This is a genomic window from Neorhizobium sp. PAMB6630, assembly GCF_058242775.1.
The window spans coordinates 413640-432704 of record NZ_CM177836.1; the positions used below are offsets into that span (position 1 = coordinate 413640).

Genomic DNA, 19065 nt, shown 5'->3' on the forward strand with positions numbered 1-19065 from the left:
ACTATTCGCCACTCGCTATTCGCTCGTTTCGGGAGGAGATGAAATGGGAATGGAAGGCATTGGTGCGCGCGTCGCCCGCAAGGAAGACAAGCGGTTTTTGACCGGCAAGGGTCGTTACACCGACGACATGGTTGTGCCCGGCATGAAGTTCGCAGCCTTTGTGCGCAGCCCGCACGCGCATGCGAAAATCAACGGCATCGACATCGAGGGCGCAAGGGCCATGCCCGGCGTCATCGATGTGCTGGAAGGCCGGCAATTGCAGGCGGATGGCATCGGTAATCTCATCTGCGGCTGGATGATCCATTCCAAGGATGGCACGCCGATGAAGATGGGCGCCTGGCGTCCGCTCGCCATCGATACCGTGCGTTATGTTGGTGATGCGGTCGCCATCGTTGTGGCCGATAGTGCCGCCGAAGCCCGCGATGCGGCAGAAGCCGTTATCGTTGATTACGAGGAGCTTCCGGCCGTCACCAGCGCGGTGGCTGCCCTTCAGCCCGGCGCTCCACAGATCCATCCGGAAGCGCCCGGTAATCTGATCTTCGACTGGCAGATCGGCGATGGCGCGGCAACCGATGCGGCGATTGCTGCTGCCGCCCATGTCACCGAAATCGAGATCCTCAACAATCGCCTCTCGCCGAACCCGATGGAGCCGCGCGCCACGCTTGGCATCTATGACGCGGCGGAAGACCATTTCACCTGCTACACCACCAGCCAGAACCCGCATGTGGCGCGCCTTGTGATGAGCGCCTTTTATAATGTCGCGCCGGAAAACAAGCTGCGTGTGATCGCACCTGACGTCGGCGGCGGCTTCGGTTCGAAGATCTATATCTACCCGGAAGAGATCGTCTGTCTCTGGGCGTCCAAGAAAACCGGCGTGCCGGTCAAATGGACGTCCGACCGCACGGAAGCTTTCCTCACCGACGCCCATGGCCGTGATCACGTATCGAAGGTCAAGATGGCCTTCGATGCCGATCACCGCATCATCGGCCTGAAGGTGGATACGATCGCCAATCTCGGCGCCTATATGTCGCTCTTCTCGTCTGCTGTGCCGACCTATCTGTATGCGACGCTTTTGTCTGGCCAGTATGCCATCCCGGCCATCCACGCCAATGTCCGCACGGTCTATACGACTACGGTTCCCGTCGATGCCTATCGCGGGGCCGGGCGGCCGGAAGCGACCTATCTTCTGGAACGCACCATGGAAGTGGCGGCGCGTGAACTGGGTCTTTCGCCGGCCGAACTTCGGCGGAAAAACTTCATCCGCAGCTTCCCCTACCAGACGCCTGTGATCATGAATTATGACGCGGGCGATTATGACGCTTCGCTCGATGCGGCCCTTGCGGCTGCCGACTGGGATGGTTTCCCTGCCCGGCGTGCCGAGGCGGCAGGGCGCGGCATGAAACGCGGCATCGGCATGAGCTGTTATATCGAAGCCTGCGGCATCGCGCCGTCTCAGGCTGTCGGCTCTCTCGGCGCCGGTGTCGGCCTCTGGGAATCGGCGGAAGTGCGGGTCAACGCCGTTGGCACCATTGAGGTGCTGACTGGCTCGCACAGCCATGGCCAGGGTCATGAAACCACCTTTGCCCAGCTGATTGCCGATCGTTTGGGCGTGCCGATTGCCAGCGTCAACATCGTCCATGGCGATACCGACAAGGTGCAGATGGGCATGGGCACTTATGGCTCGCGCTCCGGCGCCGTCGGCATGTCGGCCGTGGTGAAGGCGCTCGACAAGGTCGAGATGAAGGCAAAGAAGATCGCTGCCCACCTGATGGAGGCGGATGAAAGCGACATCGTCATCGAAAACGGCGATGTGAAAGTGGCCGGCACCGACAAGAGCCTGCCCTGGTTCCAGGTGGCACTTGCCGCCTATACCGCCCATAACCTGCCCTCGGGCATGGAGCCGGGACTGAAGGAAACCGCCTTTTACGATCCCTCCAACTTCACCTTCCCGGCCGGCTGTTACATCGCCGAGGTCGAGATCGATCCGGAAACCGGCAAGACGGAGATTGTGCAATTCGTCGCGGCAGACGATTTCGGCAACATCATCAACCCGATGATTGTCGAGGGGCAGGTGCATGGCGGGTTGGCGCAGGGAATCGGTCAGGCGCTTCTGGAAGAGGTGCGGTACGATGAACAGAATGGCCAGCTTCTGACGGCAAGTTACATGGATTACGCCATGCCGCGCGCCGATGATCTTCCGTCCTTCACGCTGTCGCACCAGAACACCCCGTGCCCCAGCAACCCGCTCGGCATCAAGGGTTGCGGTGAAGCGGGCGCCATCGGCTCGCCGCCGGCGCTCATCAATGCCATCACCGATGCCATCGGCATCAACCACCTGCACATGCCCGCCACGCCGCTGAAGGTGTGGAGCGCATTGCAGGCCGGCCACTGAGATAAGGGGAGAGCACGACCATGTATGCCACCAGCTACCACCGCGCTTCTTCTGTCGATGAAGCGGTCAACCTGCGCTCCTCGCATGACGAGGGGCGCTATCTCTCCGGCGGCATGACGCTGATTGCCACGATGAAGCAGCGCCTTGCCGCCCCTTCTGACCTGATCGACCTGCGCCATATCGAGGCCCTGAAAGGCATCAGCGTGACGGGCCGCACTGTGCGCATTGGCGGTGCCACACCGCATGCGGATGTTGCAGCCTCCGGTTCTATTCAGGCGGTCTGTCCGGCCATTTGTGAACTGGCGGGCATGATCGGCGATCCGCATGTGCGCCACATGGGCACGATCGGCGGTTCGATTGCCAATAATGACCCGGCCGCCGACTATCCGGCCGCCATGCTGGCGCTCGCGGCGACAATCATCACCGACCGCCGGGAGGTTCCGGCCGAGGAGTTTTTCACCGGCCTGTTTGAGACGGCGCTTGAAGAGGGGGAAATGGTGACCGCCGTTTCCTTTGAGGCACCGGAAAAGGCAGGCTATGCGAAATTCCGCAACCCGGCCTCGCGTTATGCCATTGCCGGCGTCTTTGTGGCGAAATCGGCCGGTGGTGTGCGCGTCGGTGTGACCGGGGCCGGATCGAGCGGCGTGTTTCGCGCCGGCGCGATCGAAGCGGCGCTGGAGGCCAATTGGTCGCCCGAATCACCCAAGGCGGTGTCTGTCGACCCGGCTGATCTGATGTCGGACATGCATGCGAGCGCCGAATACCGCGCCAATCTGGTGCGGGTCATGGCAAAACGAGCGGTCATCGCGGCCGGTTGAGTTCCAAGGCGAGCAACTCGGGCGGCTTCGGCCGCCCATTTTTTTCAGCACCCTTGATGCAAATCAACTTTCTCTTATGGGTCCTATCGTAAATTCAAATTGGAATAATTCAAAAAACTGGTCCAATTGCCGCAGGTGGGGCGGAATCGCACCCGTTGGGGTTGACGCAAAAGCGCCGAGGACCGAAAAACGATGCCAGATTCTGGAGTGTGAGAATGGATTTCGAGGCATTTTTCAAGGGCGAGCTGGACAGCCTTCATCAGGAAGGCCGCTATCGCGTGTTCGCAGACCTCGAAAGACATCGTGGAGAATTTCCGCGTGCCACCCGGCATACGCCGGAAGGCAAGCGGGAAGTCACCGTCTGGTGTTCGAATGACTATCTCGGCATGGGCCAGCATCCGGCCGTGATCGATGCCATGAAAGAGGCCATCGATCACTGTGGCGCGGGTGCGGGAGGCACCCGGAATATCTCTGGCACGACGCATTACCATGTTCTTCTCGAGCAGGAACTTGCCGATCTCCATGGCAAGGAAGCCGGCCTGATCTTCAATTCCGGCTACATGTCCAACTGGGCAACGCTTGGCACACTCGGTCAGAAGATCCCCGGCCTCATCATCTTTTCCGATGCGCTGAACCATGCCTCGATGATCGAGGGCATTCGCCACGGCAAGTGCGAACGCGTTATCTGGAAGCACAATGATCTGAACGATCTCGAAGCCAAGCTGAAGGCTGCCGATCCGAAGGCGCCGAAGATGATCGCGTTCGAAAGCGTCTATTCCATGGATGGCGATATCGCGCCGATCCGCGAGATCTGCGATCTTGCCGACCAGTACGGCGCCATGACCTATCTCGATGAAGTGCATGCGGTTGGCATGTATGGCCCGCGCGGTGGCGGCATTGCCGAACGCGAAGGCCTGATGGATCGCATCACCATTATCGAAGGCACGCTCGGCAAGGCGTTTGGCGTGATGGGTGGTTATATCGCTGCCTCGCATGCAGTGTGCGATTTCGTCCGTTCCTTTGCCTCGGGCTTCATCTTCACAACGGCTCTGCCGCCGGCGCTTGCCGCTGGCGCTGTTGCCTCCATCCGCCACCTGAAGGCAAGCCCGTTTGAGCGCGCCCGCCATCAGGATCGCGTGCGCAAGCTGCGCGCGTCGCTCGATGCCCGCGGCATTCCGCACATGCCCAACCCGAGCCATATCGTGCCCGTGATGGTCGGCGATGCCGCCAAGTGCAAGTGGATCTCGGATCTGCTGCTCGATCATTCCGATGTCTACGTGCAGCCGATCAACTATCCGACGGTGCCGCGCAAGACGGAACGCCTGCGCATCACCCCGACGCCTTTGCACTCGGATGCCGATATCGAACATCTGGTCGGTGCCCTGCATCAGCTCTGGTCGCGCTGCGCGCTGGCACGCGCGGTCGCCTGATACCGGCATTCTCTGCTTGAACTCGAGGGACGGATCATGGAGACATGATCCGTCCTTTGTTTTTGTTCGGGAGTGTCGGCCGTGTCCATGGATCGTGTGAATGTTCTTCTCGACCAGGCAACGGCCAGCGGCCGCATCACCGGTGCCGTAGTTCTGATCTTTCGCGACGGCATGCCTGTTCTGGAGCGCGCGGTTGGTTATCGAGATCGCGAGGCCGGCGTGCCGACGAGCCTCGATACCATCTTCCGTTATGCCTCGGTCACCAAGCCCATTGTTGCGGCCACCGCCCTTGCCATGGTCGAGCGTGGCCTGCTGACGCTGGATGATGCGGTGGCAGATCATTTGCCCTGGTTTTTGCCGCTTAATCCGGATGGTACGCCGGCCGATCTTCGTGTTCGCCACCTCATTACCCACACATCGGGCCTTACCTACGATGCGAGCCTGGAACGGCTTGTCGCTGATCGCGCCGTTAATCAGGGCCTCAGCGATACCAGCCTGACGCTGGAGCAGAATTTTTCAAGGCTGAGCGGCACACAGCTTGCCTTCCGGCCCGGCGAAGAATGGGCCTATTCCACCGCCATCGATGTCTTGGGCGCCGTGCTGGAGCGGGTGCATGGCGCAACGCTCGAAGATGCCGTCGTTCAGCATGTGGCAGAGCCCCTGCAGATGCGGGACGCCCGCTTTCGTGTCACCGATCTTTCACGACTGGCGGTCGCTTATGCCGATGCCCCCGAAGGCCCGGTGCGCATGCCGGATCCCTGGCATGCGCAAAACGATACCGGCTTTGAAGCCTATTTCTCGCCCTCCCGCATCTTCAACGACCGGGCTTTCCAGTCTGGTGGTGCGGGCATGGCCGGCACGGCGCGGGATGTGATGCGGCTTTTGGAAACGATCCGCACCGGTGGCGATCCGCTGTTTTCGAAAGAACTGGCCGAGGCGGGCCTCTCCAATCAAATCGGCGACGTGCCCGGCAATCCGGGCCAGCGCTTCGGTTATTTCGGCGCCATCATCACCGATTCTGTTGCAGCCGGTACGGCCTTGCCGGCTGGCGCCATCCAGTGGGGCGGCGTCTACGGCAATACCTGGTTCATCCTGGCGGATCAGGGCGTGACGGTGGTCAGCCTCTCCAACAATGCCATGGAAGGCTGTAACGGCGCTTATGTGGAACAGTTGCGCGCCGCCGTCTGCGCGGATCTGGCAGCGGGATCGGTCAGGTAACGGTGGGCTCGACATCTCTCGCGTCGCCAAGGGTTTTATGCCGGAAGCCCTTTGGATTTGACCAACGTCAAACCCAACGGGATAGGCCGCGCAAAGCGTGTTGCCCCTCGCTAGCCTATTGACCTACAACTATTTTCCAGCTTCCTTGACCGTGCGGCAAGCGGTAGCGATAAGAGGCTGAAGCCGGGAGGAACCATGCGTGCAGTTTTGAATGAGGTCGAGATGCGTCGCGCCGAAGCGCGGCTTGGCGGCGGGCAAAAACGCATCGATGCCCAGCATGCCAAGGGCAAGCTGACGGCGCGCGAGCGCATCGACGTGCTGCTCGATGAAGGCTCGTTCGAAGAATACGACATGTATGTCACCCACCGCGCCGTGGATTTCGGCATGGCTGAACAGAAGGTGGCCGGCGATGGCGTCGTCACCGGCTGGGGCACGATCAACGGCCGCCAGGTCTATGTGTTTTCGCAGGATTTCACCGTGCTCGGCGGCTCGCTGTCTGAAACCCATGCGCAAAAGATCTGCAAGATCATGGATATGGCCGTGCGCGTCGGGGCGCCGGTGATTGGGCTGAATGATTCCGGCGGTGCCCGTATCCAGGAAGGCGTTGCCTCGCTTGCCGGTTATGCGGAAGTGTTTCGCCGCAATGCAGAAGCGTCCGGCGTCATCCCGCAGATTTCCGTCATCATGGGCCCCTGTGCCGGCGGTGCCGTCTATTCCCCGGCCATGACCGATTTCATCTTCATGGTGCGCGACAGTTCCTACATGTTCGTGACGGGTCCGGATGTGGTGAAAACCGTCACGAACGAGATCGTCACGGCGGAAGAACTGGGCGGTGCGTCGACCCACACGAAAAAGTCTTCCGTTGCCGATGCGGCCTATGAGAATGACGTGGAAACGCTGGAGGCGGTGCGCCAGCTGTTTGATTTCCTGCCCCTCAACAACCGCGAAAAGCCGCCGGTGCGCCCCTTCCACGATGATCCGGCCCGCATCGAAAAGCGTCTCGACACGCTGATCCCCGACAGCGCCGCAAAGCCCTATGACATGACGGAACTGATCCGGGCCGTGGCCGACGAGGGCGATTTCTTCGAGATCCAGCAGGCCTTTGCGAAAAACATCATCACCGGCTTCATCCGGCTGGAGGGCCAGACGATTGGCGTCGTCGCCAACCAGCCGATGGTGCTGGCGGGGTGCCTCGATATCGATGCCTCCCGCAAGGCCGCCCGCTTCGTGCGTTTCTGCGATGCCTTCTCTATTCCCCTCCTGACGCTTGTCGATGTGCCTGGCTTCCTGCCGGGGGTCGCTCAAGAGTATGGCGGCGTGATCAAGCATGGCGCAAAGCTGCTGTTTGCCTATTCGGAAGCGACCGTTCCGATGGTGACGCTGATCACGCGCAAAGCCTATGGCGGCGCCTATGATGTGATGGCCTCCAAACACATCGGCGCCGATGTGAACTACGCCTGGCCGACGGCGGAGATTGCCGTGATGGGGGCCAAGGGCGCGACCGAAATTCTCTATCGTTCAGAGCTTGGCGATCCGGACAAGATCGCCGCGCGCACGAAAGAATACGAGGAGCGGTTTGCCAATCCTTTCGTCGCGGCCGAGCGCGGTTTCATCGATGAAGTGATCATGCCCCATTCCTCACGCCGGCGCATCGCACGCGCCTTCGCGAGCCTTCGAAACAAGCAGGTGACGACGCACTGGAAAAAACACGATACCATTCCGCTGTGAGGGCAGGGCGATGCCGGTTCTGCTCAGATGGCATGGTCATCGCTTCCTGTTTTACTCCATGGAACTGGGCGAGCCTCCCCATGTCCATGTGTTGAAGGATGGAAAGCAGTTAAAGGTGTGGCTTGCCGATCTTCGGGTTGCGCGCAACGCCGGTTTTGCTCAACACGAGGTGAATGATATTCTGAAGGTCATCGCCGGGCATCGGCAAGGATTTACGGAGGCATGGCATGACTACTTTGGACATTGATGAAAAGCAGCTGCTGATTGCTGATGTCGAAGTCGGCAGTGACAAGCTTGTTTTCAAAATGAGGGACGGACGAAAAATCGAAGCGCCCCTGTGGTGGTATCCACGGCTTTACGCTGCGGCGGCGAACGAGAGAAAAAACTGGGAGATCCTGCCTTTCGGTGATGCCGTCGGGTGGGAGGATCTGGACGAGTACATCAGTGCCAAGGCTCTCATCGTGGGCGGTGCTGCCCCCGGCGCAAAACCTCCGGCAGAGGCGGCTGAATGAGTTTGAGCCGCGCATAAAAAATGACGCCCGGCCTGCGGCGGCGGCAATCTGGTTCCTATATCCGGATTGGCCCGCCTCTGCGCCGGGTTCTAGAACAAGGACAGAATTTTATGACCGACACCAAATTTCCGCCCGAAAACAATTTGCCTGCCGGCTACCAGCCGCCAAAGGTGTGGACCTGGGAGCCCGGTAATGGCGGCGCATTCGCCAGCATCAACCGCCCGATTGCCGGGCCGACGCAGGACAAGGAATTGCCGGTCGGCAAACATCCGTTGCAGCTTTATTCGCTTGGAACGCCGAACGGCGTGAAGGTGACAATCCTGCTGGAAGAGTTGCTGGCGGCCGGTCATTCCGGCGCCGAATACGATGCCTGGCTGATCAATATCGGCAAGGGAGACCAGTTCGGTTCGGGCTTCGTCGAGGTGAACCCCAATTCGAAAATCCCGGCCTTGATGGATCATCAGCCGAAGGATGGGGGCAAGCCGCTGAGAGTGTTCGAATCCGCTTCGATCCTCACCTATCTCGCTGAAAAGTTCGGCGCCTTCCTGCCGACGGAGCTTCGCGCCCGCACGGAAGCGATGAACTGGCTGTTTTGGCAGATGGGCTCTGCGCCCTTCCTCGGCGGCGGTTTTGGCCATTTTTACGCCTATGCGCCGATCAAGATCCAATATGCGATCGATCGGTACGCCATGGAAGTGAAGCGCCAGATGGACGTGCTGAATCGCCATCTTGCCGACAACGAATATATGGCAGGCGGCGAATATACGATTGCAGACATGGCGATCTGGCCCTGGTACGGCCGTTTGGCCCTGAAGGATGCCTATAACGACGCCGGCGACTTCCTGTCGGTCGATGAATACGAGCATGTGCAGCGCTGGACAAAGCAGGTTGGAGAACGCCCTGGCGTCAAACGCGGCGCCATGGTCAACCGCACCTCGGGCGATCCTTCGACGCAGTTGCGCGAGCGTCACGACGCCTCGGACTTCGATACGAAGACCGAAGACAAGATCGCAAAGGCATAAAGGACACCGTGATGGCAAACCTGCCCGACATGACCAAACATCGCGGTTTTCCCTCCGGCATGCCCGGCACCGGTGTCCAGTTCACCATCCGCCGCGGCAATGCCAAGGGGGCGACGCCGGTCAAGGCCATGCCGCGCAGGGCGCGGCCGGGCAGCAAGGAGCATCGCATCGATGCGGCCTTCCTGCACGCGCTGTGGCACCATTTCGGCGCCGAGCCGTTTGAGCGCGGCAACCTCGATGCCGCGCGTCTCAACCTGCTGTTCGGGCGCGAAGTGGTCTCTGTCGACCCGGAGTTCGATCCAACCTCTTACGATGCCATGCTGCGCATCGACGAGCGGGTGGCGCGCAAGAGCTTTCCGGAATCCTTCGACGACGTGTTCGAGGTCTGACGCCATGGCAAAAGAACCGCTTATGCCCAAACACCAGGGCTTTCCGCCGGGCCTGCCGGGCACGCAGTGGCAATACACGCTGCGCCGGCCCAATTCCAAGGTGACGCCGCTCACCAACTGGCCACGACATCGCACCATGGACCAGACGGTGGCGCTGGCCGACCTCGGTTTTGTCCAGGCGCTCTGGCAGTTTTTTGGCACGGAACCCTTCGAGCGCGGCAATCTCGATGGCGAGCGGCTGTGCCGCCTGTTCGGGCGCGAAATCATCGCGGCCGAACGCGGGTTTGACCCGCAATCCTATTTCGCCCTGTTGAAGCTCAACGAACCGATGGCGCGCAAGAACTTTCCGGAGGCGTTCGGCGACGTCAAGAGCGAGCAGAGCGTGGCCAAGGGCTTGAAGAAGGCGATCAAGGACTAGCCGTGGACTAAAACAGACGATTGGGGAGGGTGTGGGAATGATTGTTTTGCAAGACGGGGTGCCGGTGGGTCTGGAATGGACCCGCAGATGCTGAGTTCTGTCCTGCCTCGTCGAATGGCGGAAGGCGTTCACACCGTCTTCCAGGCCGAAAACGGCGTCTGGCCCATCAACCACGTACGGGCCGTCTTTCTCACACTCATCGAAAACCCGGTCCCGGGAGGCAAGCCTAAATGATCCAGAAAATCCTCATCGCCAACCGGGGTGAAATCGCCTGCCGGGTCATCAAGACCGCCAGGCGCATGGGCATCAAGACGGTTGCCGTTTATTCGGATGCCGATGCCGGTGCGCTGCATGTTTCCATGGCCGATGAGGCGGTGCATATCGGGCCGGCGCCTTCGAACCAGTCCTATATCGTCATCGACAAGATCCTGGATGCAATCCGCAAGACGGGGGCGGATGCGGTGCATCCAGGCTATGGGTTCCTGTCAGAAAATCCGCTGTTTGCGCAGGCGCTGGAAAAAGCCGGCGTGACCTTTATTGGCCCGCCTGTGGGCGCCATCCAGGCGATGGGCGACAAGATCACCTCCAAGAAGCTTGCGGCAGAGGCGGGCGTGTCCACCGTGCCCGGCCATATGGGGCTGATCGAGGATGCCGAGGAGGCGGTCAGGATTTCCGCCTCCATCGGTTATCCCGTGATGATCAAGGCCTCGGCTGGCGGCGGCGGCAAGGGCATGCGCATCGCCTGGAACGATGCGGAAGCCCGCGAAGGCTTTCAGTCCTCGAAAAACGAGGCAAAAAACTCGTTTGGCGATGACCGTATCTTCATCGAGAAATTCGTCACCCAGCCGCGTCATATCGAAATTCAGGTGCTGGGCGATAAACATGGCACCGTGCTTTATCTCGGCGAGCGTGAATGCTCCATCCAGCGCCGCAACCAGAAAGTCATCGAGGAGGCGCCATCGCCTTTTCTTGACGAAAAGACCCGCCGTGCCATGGGCGAGCAGGCCGTCGCGCTGGCAAAGGCTGTGGGGTATCATTCCGCCGGCACGGTGGAATTCATCGTCGATGGCGATCGCAATTTCTATTTTCTCGAAATGAATACCCGCCTGCAGGTGGAACATCCGGTGACGGAACTGGTGACCGGCATCGATCTGGTCGAGCAGATGATCCGGGTGGCCTCTGGCGAAAAGCTGTCCTTTGGCCAGGAGGATGTGACGCTCAACGGCTGGGCCATCGAAAGCCGGCTTTATGCCGAAGATCCGTTCCGCAACTTTCTGCCCTCCATCGGCCGCCTCACGCGTTACCGCCCGCCGGCAGAAGGAAAGGCGCCGGACGGTTCTGTCGTGCGCAACGATACCGGCGTCTTCGAGGGCGGCGACATCTCGATGTTTTACGATCCGATGATCGCAAAGCTCTGCACCTGGGCTCCAACGCGGCTTGCCGCCATCGATGCCATGTCGGCAGCGCTCGATGATTTCGAGGTGGAAGGCATCGGCCATAACCTGCCCTTCCTGTCGGCGGTGATGAACCAGGAGCGGTTTCGCTCGGGCAAGATCACCACGGCCTATATCGCCGAGGAATTTGCAGATGGCTTTTCCGGCGTTTCGCCCGATGAAGCGGGTGCCAAAAACCTTGCTGCGATTGCCGCTGTCATCAACCAGACGATCCAGCACCGCGCGACGCGGATTTCCGGCACGATCGGCAATCATGCCCGAAGCGTCGGGGCCGATTGGGTCGTGTCGTTTGGCGATCACCATCATGCCGTCGGCATGTCAGGCAGCCAGGATACGCATGTCGTGGCCTTTGAAGATGGTGGCTCGCTTTCTGTGGTTGCAGCCTGGCAGCCCGGTCAAAGCCATGCGCATTTTACCGTAGCGGGAAAGACGCTCGGCGTAAAAGTCGATCTCGTCGGCTCGGCCATCCGCCTTCGCCTGCGCGGCATGGATATTCTGGCGCGCGTGCGCTCGCCGCGCGTGGCGCAACTGGCGCGTCTGATGCCGGTGAAACTGCCGCCCGATACGTCGAAAATGCTGCTCTGCCCGATGCCCGGCGTCATCACCGCCGTTGCGGTTCAGACCGGTGAGACGGTGGAGGCTGGCCAGACGCTGGCAACCGTCGAGGCGATGAAGATGGAAAACGTGCTGAAGGCGGAACGGCGCGGCGTGGTGAAGCGCGTGGCAGCTTCTGCCGGCCAGTCGCTGGCGGTGGATGAGCTGATCATGGAGTTCGAGTGATCGCCATAAGGGGCTGCCCCCGCTCTCGATGCTTTATCCGACGTCCGTGAGACTGAGCGGCGCTAACCGGCGCAGATGAAACCGGCCAATACCGAGGAGGACCCGATGTCCAGGAAAACGATTGCAGACTGGCAGGCGCTTGCCGAAAAGGAGCTGAAGGCCGCACCGGAGACCCTTGTCTGGCACACGCCCGAAGGCATTGACGTCAAGCCGCTCTATACGGCAGACGATCTGGCTGGCATGGAACATCTGGAGACGCTGCCGGGTTTTGCCCCCTTCGTGCGCGGCCCGCGTGCCACCATGTATGCCGGTCGCCCCTGGACGATCCGCCAATATGCGGGCTTTTCGACGGCTGAGGAAAGCAACGCCTTTTACCGCAAGAATCTCGCCGCCGGGCAGAAGGGTCTTTCCGTCGCCTTCGATCTCGCCACCCACCGCGGCTATGATAGCGACCATCCGCGCGTCGAGGGCGATGTCGGAAAGGCGGGTGTTGCCATCGACAGTGTCGAGGACATGAAGATCCTCTTCGACGGCATTCCGCTGAAGGACATGTCGGTTTCCATGACCATGAACGGCGCGGTCATCCCGATCCTTGCCTCGTTTATCGTGGCGGGCGAGGAGCAGGGCTGTTTACGCTCAGAGCTTTCCGGAACCATCCAGAACGACATCCTGAAGGAGTTCATGGTCCGCAACACCTATATCTATCCGCCGGAACCCTCGATGCGGATCATTGCGGACATCATTGCCTATACGGCGGCCGAGATGCCGCGTTTCAACTCCATCTCGATCTCCGGCTACCACATGCAGGAAGCCGGTGCGACGCTCACCCAGGAGCTTGCCTTCACGCTGGCCGATGGGCGCGAATATGTGCGTGCGGCGCTCGCCAAGGGCTTGAATGTCGATGAATTCGCCGGCCGCCTGTCGTTCTTTTTTGCCATCGGCATGAATTTTTTCATGGAAGCGGCAAAGCTTCGGGCCGCGCGCCTGCTCTGGTCAAAGATCATGGCCGAGTTCGAGCCGAAGAAGGCCGGTTCGCTGATGCTGCGCACCCATTGCCAGACGTCGGGCGTGTCGCTTGCCGAACAGGACCCGTATAACAACGTCATCCGCACGGCCTACGAGGCGCTGTCGGCGGTGCTCGGCGGCACGCAGTCGCTGCACACCAATGCGCTGGATGAGGCGATGGCGTTGCCGAGCGAATTTTCCGCCCGCATTGCCCGCAATACGCAGTTGATCCTCCAGCACGAGACGGGTGTGACCAAGGTCGTCGATCCGCTGGCCGGTTCCTATTACGTGGAAAGCCTGACCAAGGATCTGGCTGATAAAGCCTGGGCGCTGATCGAAGAGGTGGAAAGCCTGGGCGGTATGACCAAGGCGGTGGCCGATGGCCTGCCCAAACGCCTGATCGAGGAAGCCGCCACCCGCCGTCAGGCCGCCGTGGACCGGGCGGAAGAGATCATCGTCGGGGTCAACAAATACCGGCTCGAAAACGAAGAGCCAATCGATATCCTCGCCATCGACAATACGGCCGTGCGTGATGCGCAGATCCGCCGGCTGGAGAGCCTGCGCCGCCAGCGCGATCCGTCTCGTGTGGCCGCAGCGCTTGCACTTGTGACCGAAGTGGCTGAAACCGGCGAGGGCAATCTGCTGGCGGCAGCCGTAGAGGCGGCACGCGCCCGCGCAACTGTTGGCGAAATCTCCGATGCCATGCGTCAGGTCTTCGGCGATCATTCGGCCGTGCCTGAGGTCGTGCACGACATCTACGGCGCCGCTTATGAAGGCGATCCGGAATATCAGATGCTGGTGCAGCGCCTGTCGCAGTTTGCCGAGGCCACCGCTTTGAAGCCGAAAATGCTGGTCGCCAAGCTTGGCCAGGATGGGCATGATCGTGGCGCCAAGGTGATTGCGTCCGCCTTTGGCGATATCGGTTTCGAAGTCATTGCCGGTCCGCTGTTCCAGACACCGCAGGAAGCGGCCGACCTTGCCATTCGCGAACAGGTGCAGGTGGTCGGCATGTCCTCGCTTGCCGCCGGCCACAAGACGCTTGGCCCGCAACTGGTCGAAGCCCTGCGTGCCAAAGGCGCAAAGGACATCATCGTGGTGATCGGCGGCGTCATTCCCCGCCAGGATTACCAGCACCTGCTCGACGCCGGTATCGCTGCCGTCTTCGGCCCCGGTACCAATGTGCTCGATGCTGCCCGCGCAATCCTCGACCTTATGGAAGGGCGTCGCCGCAACACCTGAGGGAACGGCTGCGAGACGATGGCCGGGGTCAGGTCCTGACAAAGGCGCGAACGGTTATTCCCGCGCCACCCGAAAAGTCGCTCGGCCGCTCCCTGTCGGCGTCTGCAGCTGCGAACGCGAATGTGTGGGCGCCGAGCGTATAGATGGCGGGCAATCGTGTCCCGGCATCCGGCCCAATGCTGTCGATCCAGTCTATGCCCTTGGGAGATGTCGCGGGGTGCAGGACAAAGCGCCCCTCGACCAGAGTTTCGCCACCGGGAACGGCGACATGAAAGCCTGTGCCGTTGATTGTGAGGATCGCGTCGGGGGCGCCGTGGCTATCGGGAGGGTCTGCGAGGCCGTTCTCCTCAAAGCTTATTTGTCGCCATGTCCCCTGCAGCAGGTCCAGATCCGGTGCCATGCCTTCACCTGTCGTCACTGTTGCGGGGTAAGGTTTCTCGGCCAAATGGCAGTTATCAGCCCAGCAGGCGACGGGCGGCGCGGCGTGCTTCGGCGTCTGCCTCAAACACGTCGTCCATGGTGGTGGCCGGGGCCAGATGGGACAAGTCTTCCATCACCGTCTCCGTTACTTCGGCCATGGTGAGAAACCCGGTCGTGCCGGAAATGAAGGCTTCCAGCGCCACTTCCTTGGCGCCGTTCAGCACCGCCCCCTGCACGCCGCCGCGCGTCATGGCAAGCCGCGCCAGCCGGAGCGCCGGGAAACGTGTCTCGTCCGGGGCCTCGAAATCGAGCCGCGCCAGTTTTGCAAAATCCAGCCGCTCGACAGGAAGCTTTGCACGGCGCGGATATTGCAGGGCGTAACCGATGGCGTGGCGCATGTCGGGCGCGCCAAGCTGGGCCAGCACCGATCCGTCCGAATAACCGACCATGGAATGGATGATCGATTGCGGATGCACGATCACCTCCACCTGGTCCGGCGCAAGGTTAAACAGATGCTGTGCCTCGATCATCTCCAGCGCCTTGTTGAACATCGAGGCGCTGTCGATGGAGATTTTGAGCCCCATAGACCAGTTGGGGTGGGCGCGTGCCGTTTCCAGCGTCACATCGGCCATCTGGGCGCGGGAAAAGGTGCGAAACGGCCCGCCGGAGGCGGTCAGGATGACGCGCTCCACGGCATGGCGCTGGTTTTCCTCCAGCACCTGGAAGATCGCATTGTGTTCGCTGTCGACAGGAAGCAGCCGGCCGCCACCCTGCCGGACGGCGCTCAGAAAAAGATCCCCGGCCGAAACCAGGCATTCCTTGTTGGCAAGCGCGATATCGGCGCCGCGCCGGGCCGCGGCAAGCGTCGGGGCAAGGCCGGCTGTGCCGACAATGGCGGCCATCACCACCTGTGCGTCCGCCTCTGCCGCCTCCAGAAGCCCGCTCTGGCCAGCCGCCACTTCTATGCCGGAGCCGGAAAGGGCATCCTTCAGCGCGATGTACTGGCTCTCGTCAGCCGTCACCGCAAGCCTTGCGCCATGGGTGATCGCCTGCTCGGCCAGAAGCTCGATATTGCCCGCACCTGTCAGCGCCATCACGTCGAAGGCGTCGCGGCCACCCAGATAACGCACCACGTCCAGCGTATTGGTGCCAATGGAGCCGGTCGAGCCGAGTATGCTGATGCTGCGCTTGTCGGTGATGGTCATTGCAAAAAACAATCCGATGTCAGGTGTCGCTCATGTACAGGGCAAGCCTCTCGCTCACAAGCCGATTGGCCGCATTGATTTTTACGCCGGCACCCGCCACTTGCAGTCTATGATGGCAGCCGACAGCGGCGCGGGAGACGATCATGACGGACAGAACAATCACCACCACCTGCGCGATTGCCGGCGGCGGCCCGGCCGGCATGATGCTCGGCCTGCTTCTGGCGCGTGCCGGTGTCGATGTGACCGTGGTGGAAAAACATGCCGATTTCCTGCGCGATTTTCGCGGCGATACCATTCACCCGTCAACGCTGGAGGTCATCTATGAACTGGGTCTTGAAGAGGCCTTTTTAAAACTTCCCCACACGCGTGCCCCAAAACTGTCGGCGGAAATTGGCGGACGTCCCGTCACCATCGCGGATTTTTCGCGGCTTCCCGTGCGCAACAAGTTCATCGCATTCATGCCGCAGTGGGATTTTCTCGATTTTCTGGCGGGCGAAGCGCGGCGCTACCCCAATTTCCGGCTGATTCTGCAGGCGAAGGTGACGGACGTTCAGACGGTGGGCAATCGGGTGTCGGGACTTCTTCTGGAAACGCCGGAGGGAAAAATCCGGCTGGATGCCACGCTGGTCGTTGCCGCTGATGGGCGCCATTCGGTGGTACGCGAGAAGGCGGGGCTTGAGGTGGAAACTTTTGGCACGCCAAGCGAAGTCGTCTGGATGAAGCTATCCAAGCAGGAGGGCGATCCGAAGGAGACCATGGGCCACGCCGGTCCACGCCAGGGTTTTGTGCTGATCGACCGCGGCGACTACTGGCAGTGCGGCTATATCATCCGGCGCGGCACCTTTGCGGAATTCCAGGCGGGCGATCTGGAAGCCTTTCGCGACAAGGTGCGCGACGTCTCGCCGCTGCCCTCCGCCCGCATGGAGGAGATCCGCAGCTGGGAAGATGTGAGCCTGCTGCAGGTGCGCATTGACCGGCTGAAGACATGGTGGCGGCCGGGGCTGATCGCCATTGGCGATGCGGCCCATGCCATGTCGCCCATCGGCGGCGTCGGCGTTAATCTCGCCATTCAGGATGCAGTCGCTGCGGCCAACCGGCTGGCCCAGCCGTTGCGGGAAGGACGGTTGACGGATGCGGATCTGGCCGCCGTGGAAAAGCGTCGGCTGTTTCCCACCCGCGCTACGCAGAAGCTTCAGTTGATGATGCGCTCCAGCCGCCGCAAGGATCAGGCGGTGGAGGAGAAAAGCAAGGGCCCACCGGCCTTCATCCGGGGCCTTGCCCGCTTTCCGCTGTTGTCGCATCTGGCAGGGCGCCTGATCGGGCTTGGTTTTCGTATGGAGCATGTGCGCGGGCAGGCTTAAGGGCATTAGTCGCGCCTGATTTTAAGGGCTGATCCCGCTTTAATCGCCAGGTGAGGCTGGTGGAAAGCCTCGCTCATGCTTTTCGCCGTAGTGTTGCCACGATCCTTCCAGATGTTCTTGCCATTCAACTAAATTTGATGACGAGATGAAGCCGATAGATATTTTGACGGTTCTTCGTGGTCGGTGACACCAGAACCTCGTCTCGGTTCTTCATTTTGAAAAGAGACACGCTGCTTGAACTCCACCACTTCTTGGCAGGGAATGGCCATGACAATGCACCATATGGATGAAATCATCGTCAGAGACCTCGTCGCCAACTGTGACTGGCGCGATGCCTTGTCACTGCCAAAGGCCCTGTTCGACTATGCCGCAGGGATGATCGACGCGCGACAGCCCAGCGTCTATCTGATCGACCTCCTGCCATCGCTGACGGCGGCAATGCAGTCCTTTCTGGCCGGTGTCGGTGCCTTCAACATGTCACCGCTGCCGGAAACGGAGGTGGCCGTCAGGCGAAACCGGCTGCTCGAATGCCTGGATGCTTTCATGGACGAAGCACGTCTCAGCCAGCAGAGCGTGGTGTTCCTGGATGCCATTCGCAGCGGCGATCGAACTTAGCCGCTTCTGTTAGCGCTGTCTTTTTCTTCGCATTTGCCAAGCCAGCCCGGCGTGGCAGGCGCCGTCTCCCACAATCGGTGAAGAGGGCTGGCGGAATTTTGGAGCGGCCGCTCTTCGTTTTACAGACGAACGTCCCATATGGAGGCAAGCTTTTTCAGCGTTTTCGGTGTCGCCGATGCGCGGTGGCTCAGAGGCAGGCTCTGGCGATCACCAAGAAGCGCTGCTGCGGCATCTGCCTTCCTTGCCAACCGATGGACTTTTCGTGACGACTTCAAGGCCCAGACTATCTCTTCGCTGTTCCGGCACGTCTCGGATCGGAACCCCCACGCATGATTGATCCGGATGGAGACGGTCGCAAGCCGAGCCTTGCGGAGATTATCGAGGCGCTTCCCCTGAAGCTTGAAGGAGAGCGCACGACGCTTGGCCAATTGCTGGCTCTGCTCGGCGACCATGCGACCGCGCTTGTGCTGCTGGTATTTTCCATCCCCGCCATCATCCCGACACCCGGCATTCCGGCAGGTTTCGTCTTCGGCACGGCGCTGGCACTTCTGGCGGCGCAACTCGTCATCGGCGCCGATCGCTTTTTCCTCCCCGCAAGGCTTGCGCGCGTCAACGTTCCGCACCGCCTGCTGCAGGCGATGGCTGAGCGTCTTGGGCCCAAATTAGCGGTGCTGGAAACCTGGCTGAAGCCACGCGGAAAGGTGCTGAGCGGCGAGGGGGCGCTGAGACCGCTTGGCCTCTTCATTTTCGTCATGGCGGTGCTGATTGCCCTGCCGATCCCGTTCGGCAACGTGTTGCCCGGCTTTGCCATCTTCTTCATCGCCCTTGGTCTTGCCCAGCGGGACGGGCTTGCCATTGGCGGCGGCCTTCTCCTCGGCCTTGCCGCCATCGCCTTTACCGCCTTCATCCTGCTGGGCGGCTGGTGGCTGATCAGCGACTGGCTCGGCTGGGGCAGCAGCCCGACCCCGATCCCATAGGCGGCAGGAGAGGACGTCTGCGACCGCAAAGCAAAGCCCTGTCTGCAGGGCTTGCTCATGCATCATTCTGCAATGAAGAAAA

Annotated in this window: 17 protein-coding genes; 15 read left to right on the forward strand and 2 right to left on the reverse strand. The window is 61.0% G+C overall.

Annotated features, from left to right (window positions below; genetic code table 11):
- Positions 1-43: 43 nt before the first annotated feature.
- The 12 genes from AC4CWF_RS01880 to scpA all read left to right on the forward strand — a co-directional run bounded on the left by AC4CWF_RS01880 (position 44) and on the right by scpA (position 14405).
- Complete coding sequence (locus tag AC4CWF_RS01880) at positions 44-2392, forward strand: xanthine dehydrogenase family protein molybdopterin-binding subunit (RefSeq protein ID WP_491283449.1); 2349 nt, start codon at positions 44-46, stop codon at positions 2390-2392.
- Positions 2393-2412: 20 nt separating this feature from the next.
- Entirely contained in the window at positions 2413-3210 is a 798-nt protein-coding gene (locus AC4CWF_RS01885; RefSeq protein ID WP_491283450.1) for an FAD binding domain-containing protein, read from the forward strand.
- Positions 3211-3425: 215 nt separating this feature from the next.
- The gene (gene hemA, locus AC4CWF_RS01890) at positions 3426-4640 is read left to right on the forward strand and encodes a 5-aminolevulinate synthase (protein ID WP_491283451.1); all 1215 of its coding nucleotides are present in this window, start codon (positions 3426-3428) and stop codon (positions 4638-4640) included.
- A gap of 87 nt (positions 4641-4727) precedes the next feature.
- Positions 4728-5858, forward strand: coding sequence for a serine hydrolase domain-containing protein (locus tag AC4CWF_RS01895; RefSeq protein ID WP_491285147.1), 1131 nt, complete (start codon positions 4728-4730; stop codon positions 5856-5858).
- Positions 5859-6053: 195 nt separating this feature from the next.
- Positions 6054-7586 carry an acyl-CoA carboxylase subunit beta gene (locus tag AC4CWF_RS01900; protein ID WP_491283452.1) on the forward strand — a complete coding sequence of 511 codons (1533 nt, stop codon included), beginning with the start codon at positions 6054-6056 and terminating at the stop codon, positions 7584-7586.
- Positions 7587-7596: 10 nt separating this feature from the next.
- Entirely contained in the window at positions 7597-7833 is a 237-nt protein-coding gene (locus AC4CWF_RS01905) for a DUF4160 domain-containing protein (RefSeq protein ID WP_491283453.1), read from the forward strand.
- Complete coding sequence (locus tag AC4CWF_RS01910; RefSeq protein ID WP_491283454.1) at positions 7814-8098, forward strand: DUF2442 domain-containing protein; 285 nt, start codon at positions 7814-7816, stop codon at positions 8096-8098. The genes AC4CWF_RS01905 and AC4CWF_RS01910 overlap by 20 nt, the downstream gene beginning before the upstream one ends.
- Before the next feature lie 110 nt (positions 8099-8208).
- On the forward strand, positions 8209-9120 hold the full coding sequence (yghU, locus tag AC4CWF_RS01915) for a glutathione-dependent disulfide-bond oxidoreductase (protein WP_491283455.1): 912 nt from the start codon (positions 8209-8211) through the stop codon (positions 9118-9120).
- Between the two features lie 11 nt (positions 9121-9131).
- A complete protein-coding gene (locus AC4CWF_RS01920; protein ID WP_491283456.1) occupies positions 9132-9509 on the forward strand; it encodes a hypothetical protein in 378 nt (125 codons plus the stop codon).
- Positions 9510-9513: 4 nt separating this feature from the next.
- Positions 9514-9927, forward strand: coding sequence for a hypothetical protein (locus AC4CWF_RS01925; RefSeq protein WP_491283457.1), 414 nt, complete (start codon positions 9514-9516; stop codon positions 9925-9927).
- A 230-nt stretch (positions 9928-10157) separates the two neighbouring features.
- Complete coding sequence (locus tag AC4CWF_RS01930) at positions 10158-12161, forward strand: acetyl-CoA carboxylase biotin carboxylase subunit (RefSeq protein ID WP_491283458.1); 2004 nt, start codon at positions 10158-10160, stop codon at positions 12159-12161.
- A gap of 105 nt (positions 12162-12266) precedes the next feature.
- Positions 12267-14405, forward strand: a complete 2139-nt coding sequence (scpA, locus tag AC4CWF_RS01935; RefSeq protein WP_491283459.1) for a methylmalonyl-CoA mutase — start codon at positions 12267-12269, stop codon at positions 14403-14405.
- 28 nt (positions 14406-14433) lie between these two features.
- On the opposite strand, the gene AC4CWF_RS01940 is transcribed toward scpA, so the two are convergent.
- Both AC4CWF_RS01940 and dxr read right to left on the reverse strand, forming a co-directional pair.
- A complete protein-coding gene (locus AC4CWF_RS01940) occupies positions 14434-14805 on the reverse strand; it encodes a TIGR03067 domain-containing protein (protein WP_491283460.1) in 372 nt (123 codons plus the stop codon).
- 55 nt (positions 14806-14860) lie between these two features.
- Positions 14861-16030, reverse strand: a complete 1170-nt coding sequence (dxr, locus tag AC4CWF_RS01945; protein WP_491283461.1) for a 1-deoxy-D-xylulose-5-phosphate reductoisomerase — start codon at positions 16028-16030, stop codon at positions 14861-14863.
- A gap of 143 nt (positions 16031-16173) precedes the next feature.
- Here dxr and AC4CWF_RS01950 point away from each other — a divergent pair, with 143 nt between their 5' ends.
- The 3 genes from AC4CWF_RS01950 (at position 16174) to AC4CWF_RS01960 (ending at position 18983) form a co-directional block, all read left to right on the forward strand.
- Positions 16174-17391, forward strand: a complete 1218-nt coding sequence (locus AC4CWF_RS01950; RefSeq protein WP_491283462.1) for an FAD-dependent oxidoreductase — start codon at positions 16174-16176, stop codon at positions 17389-17391.
- A 267-nt stretch (positions 17392-17658) separates the two neighbouring features.
- Positions 17659-18006, forward strand: a complete 348-nt coding sequence (locus tag AC4CWF_RS01955; RefSeq protein WP_491283463.1) for a hypothetical protein — start codon at positions 17659-17661, stop codon at positions 18004-18006.
- Between the two features lie 329 nt (positions 18007-18335).
- Positions 18336-18983, forward strand: coding sequence for an exopolysaccharide biosynthesis protein (locus AC4CWF_RS01960; protein ID WP_491283464.1), 648 nt, complete (start codon positions 18336-18338; stop codon positions 18981-18983).
- The last annotated feature ends 82 nt before the right edge of the window (positions 18984-19065 follow it).

Coding starts and splice junctions, on each gene's coding strand:
- AC4CWF_RS01880 (WP_491283449.1), top strand. CDS start 44: ATGGGAATGGAAGGCATTGGTGCGCGCGTCGCCCGCAAGGAAGACAAG.
- AC4CWF_RS01885 (WP_491283450.1), top strand. CDS start 2,413: ATGTATGCCACCAGCTACCACCGCGCTTCTTCTGTCGATGAAGCGGTC.
- hemA (WP_491283451.1), top strand. CDS start 3,426: ATGGATTTCGAGGCATTTTTCAAGGGCGAGCTGGACAGCCTTCATCAG.
- AC4CWF_RS01895 (WP_491285147.1), top strand. CDS start 4,728: ATGGATCGTGTGAATGTTCTTCTCGACCAGGCAACGGCCAGCGGCCGC.
- AC4CWF_RS01900 (WP_491283452.1), top strand. CDS start 6,054: ATGCGTGCAGTTTTGAATGAGGTCGAGATGCGTCGCGCCGAAGCGCGG.
- AC4CWF_RS01905 (WP_491283453.1), top strand. CDS start 7,597: ATGCCGGTTCTGCTCAGATGGCATGGTCATCGCTTCCTGTTTTACTCC.
- AC4CWF_RS01910 (WP_491283454.1), top strand. CDS start 7,814: ATGACTACTTTGGACATTGATGAAAAGCAGCTGCTGATTGCTGATGTC.
- yghU (WP_491283455.1), top strand. CDS start 8,209: ATGACCGACACCAAATTTCCGCCCGAAAACAATTTGCCTGCCGGCTAC.
- AC4CWF_RS01920 (WP_491283456.1), top strand. CDS start 9,132: ATGGCAAACCTGCCCGACATGACCAAACATCGCGGTTTTCCCTCCGGC.
- AC4CWF_RS01925 (WP_491283457.1), top strand. CDS start 9,514: ATGGCAAAAGAACCGCTTATGCCCAAACACCAGGGCTTTCCGCCGGGC.
- AC4CWF_RS01930 (WP_491283458.1), top strand. CDS start 10,158: ATGATCCAGAAAATCCTCATCGCCAACCGGGGTGAAATCGCCTGCCGG.
- scpA (WP_491283459.1), top strand. CDS start 12,267: ATGTCCAGGAAAACGATTGCAGACTGGCAGGCGCTTGCCGAAAAGGAG.
- AC4CWF_RS01940 (WP_491283460.1), bottom strand. CDS start 14,805: ATGGCACCGGATCTGGACCTGCTGCAGGGGACATGGCGACAAATAAGC.
- dxr (WP_491283461.1), bottom strand. CDS start 16,030: ATGACCATCACCGACAAGCGCAGCATCAGCATACTCGGCTCGACCGGC.
- AC4CWF_RS01950 (WP_491283462.1), top strand. CDS start 16,174: ATGACGGACAGAACAATCACCACCACCTGCGCGATTGCCGGCGGCGGC.
- AC4CWF_RS01955 (WP_491283463.1), top strand. CDS start 17,659: ATGACAATGCACCATATGGATGAAATCATCGTCAGAGACCTCGTCGCC.
- AC4CWF_RS01960 (WP_491283464.1), top strand. CDS start 18,336: ATGATTGATCCGGATGGAGACGGTCGCAAGCCGAGCCTTGCGGAGATT.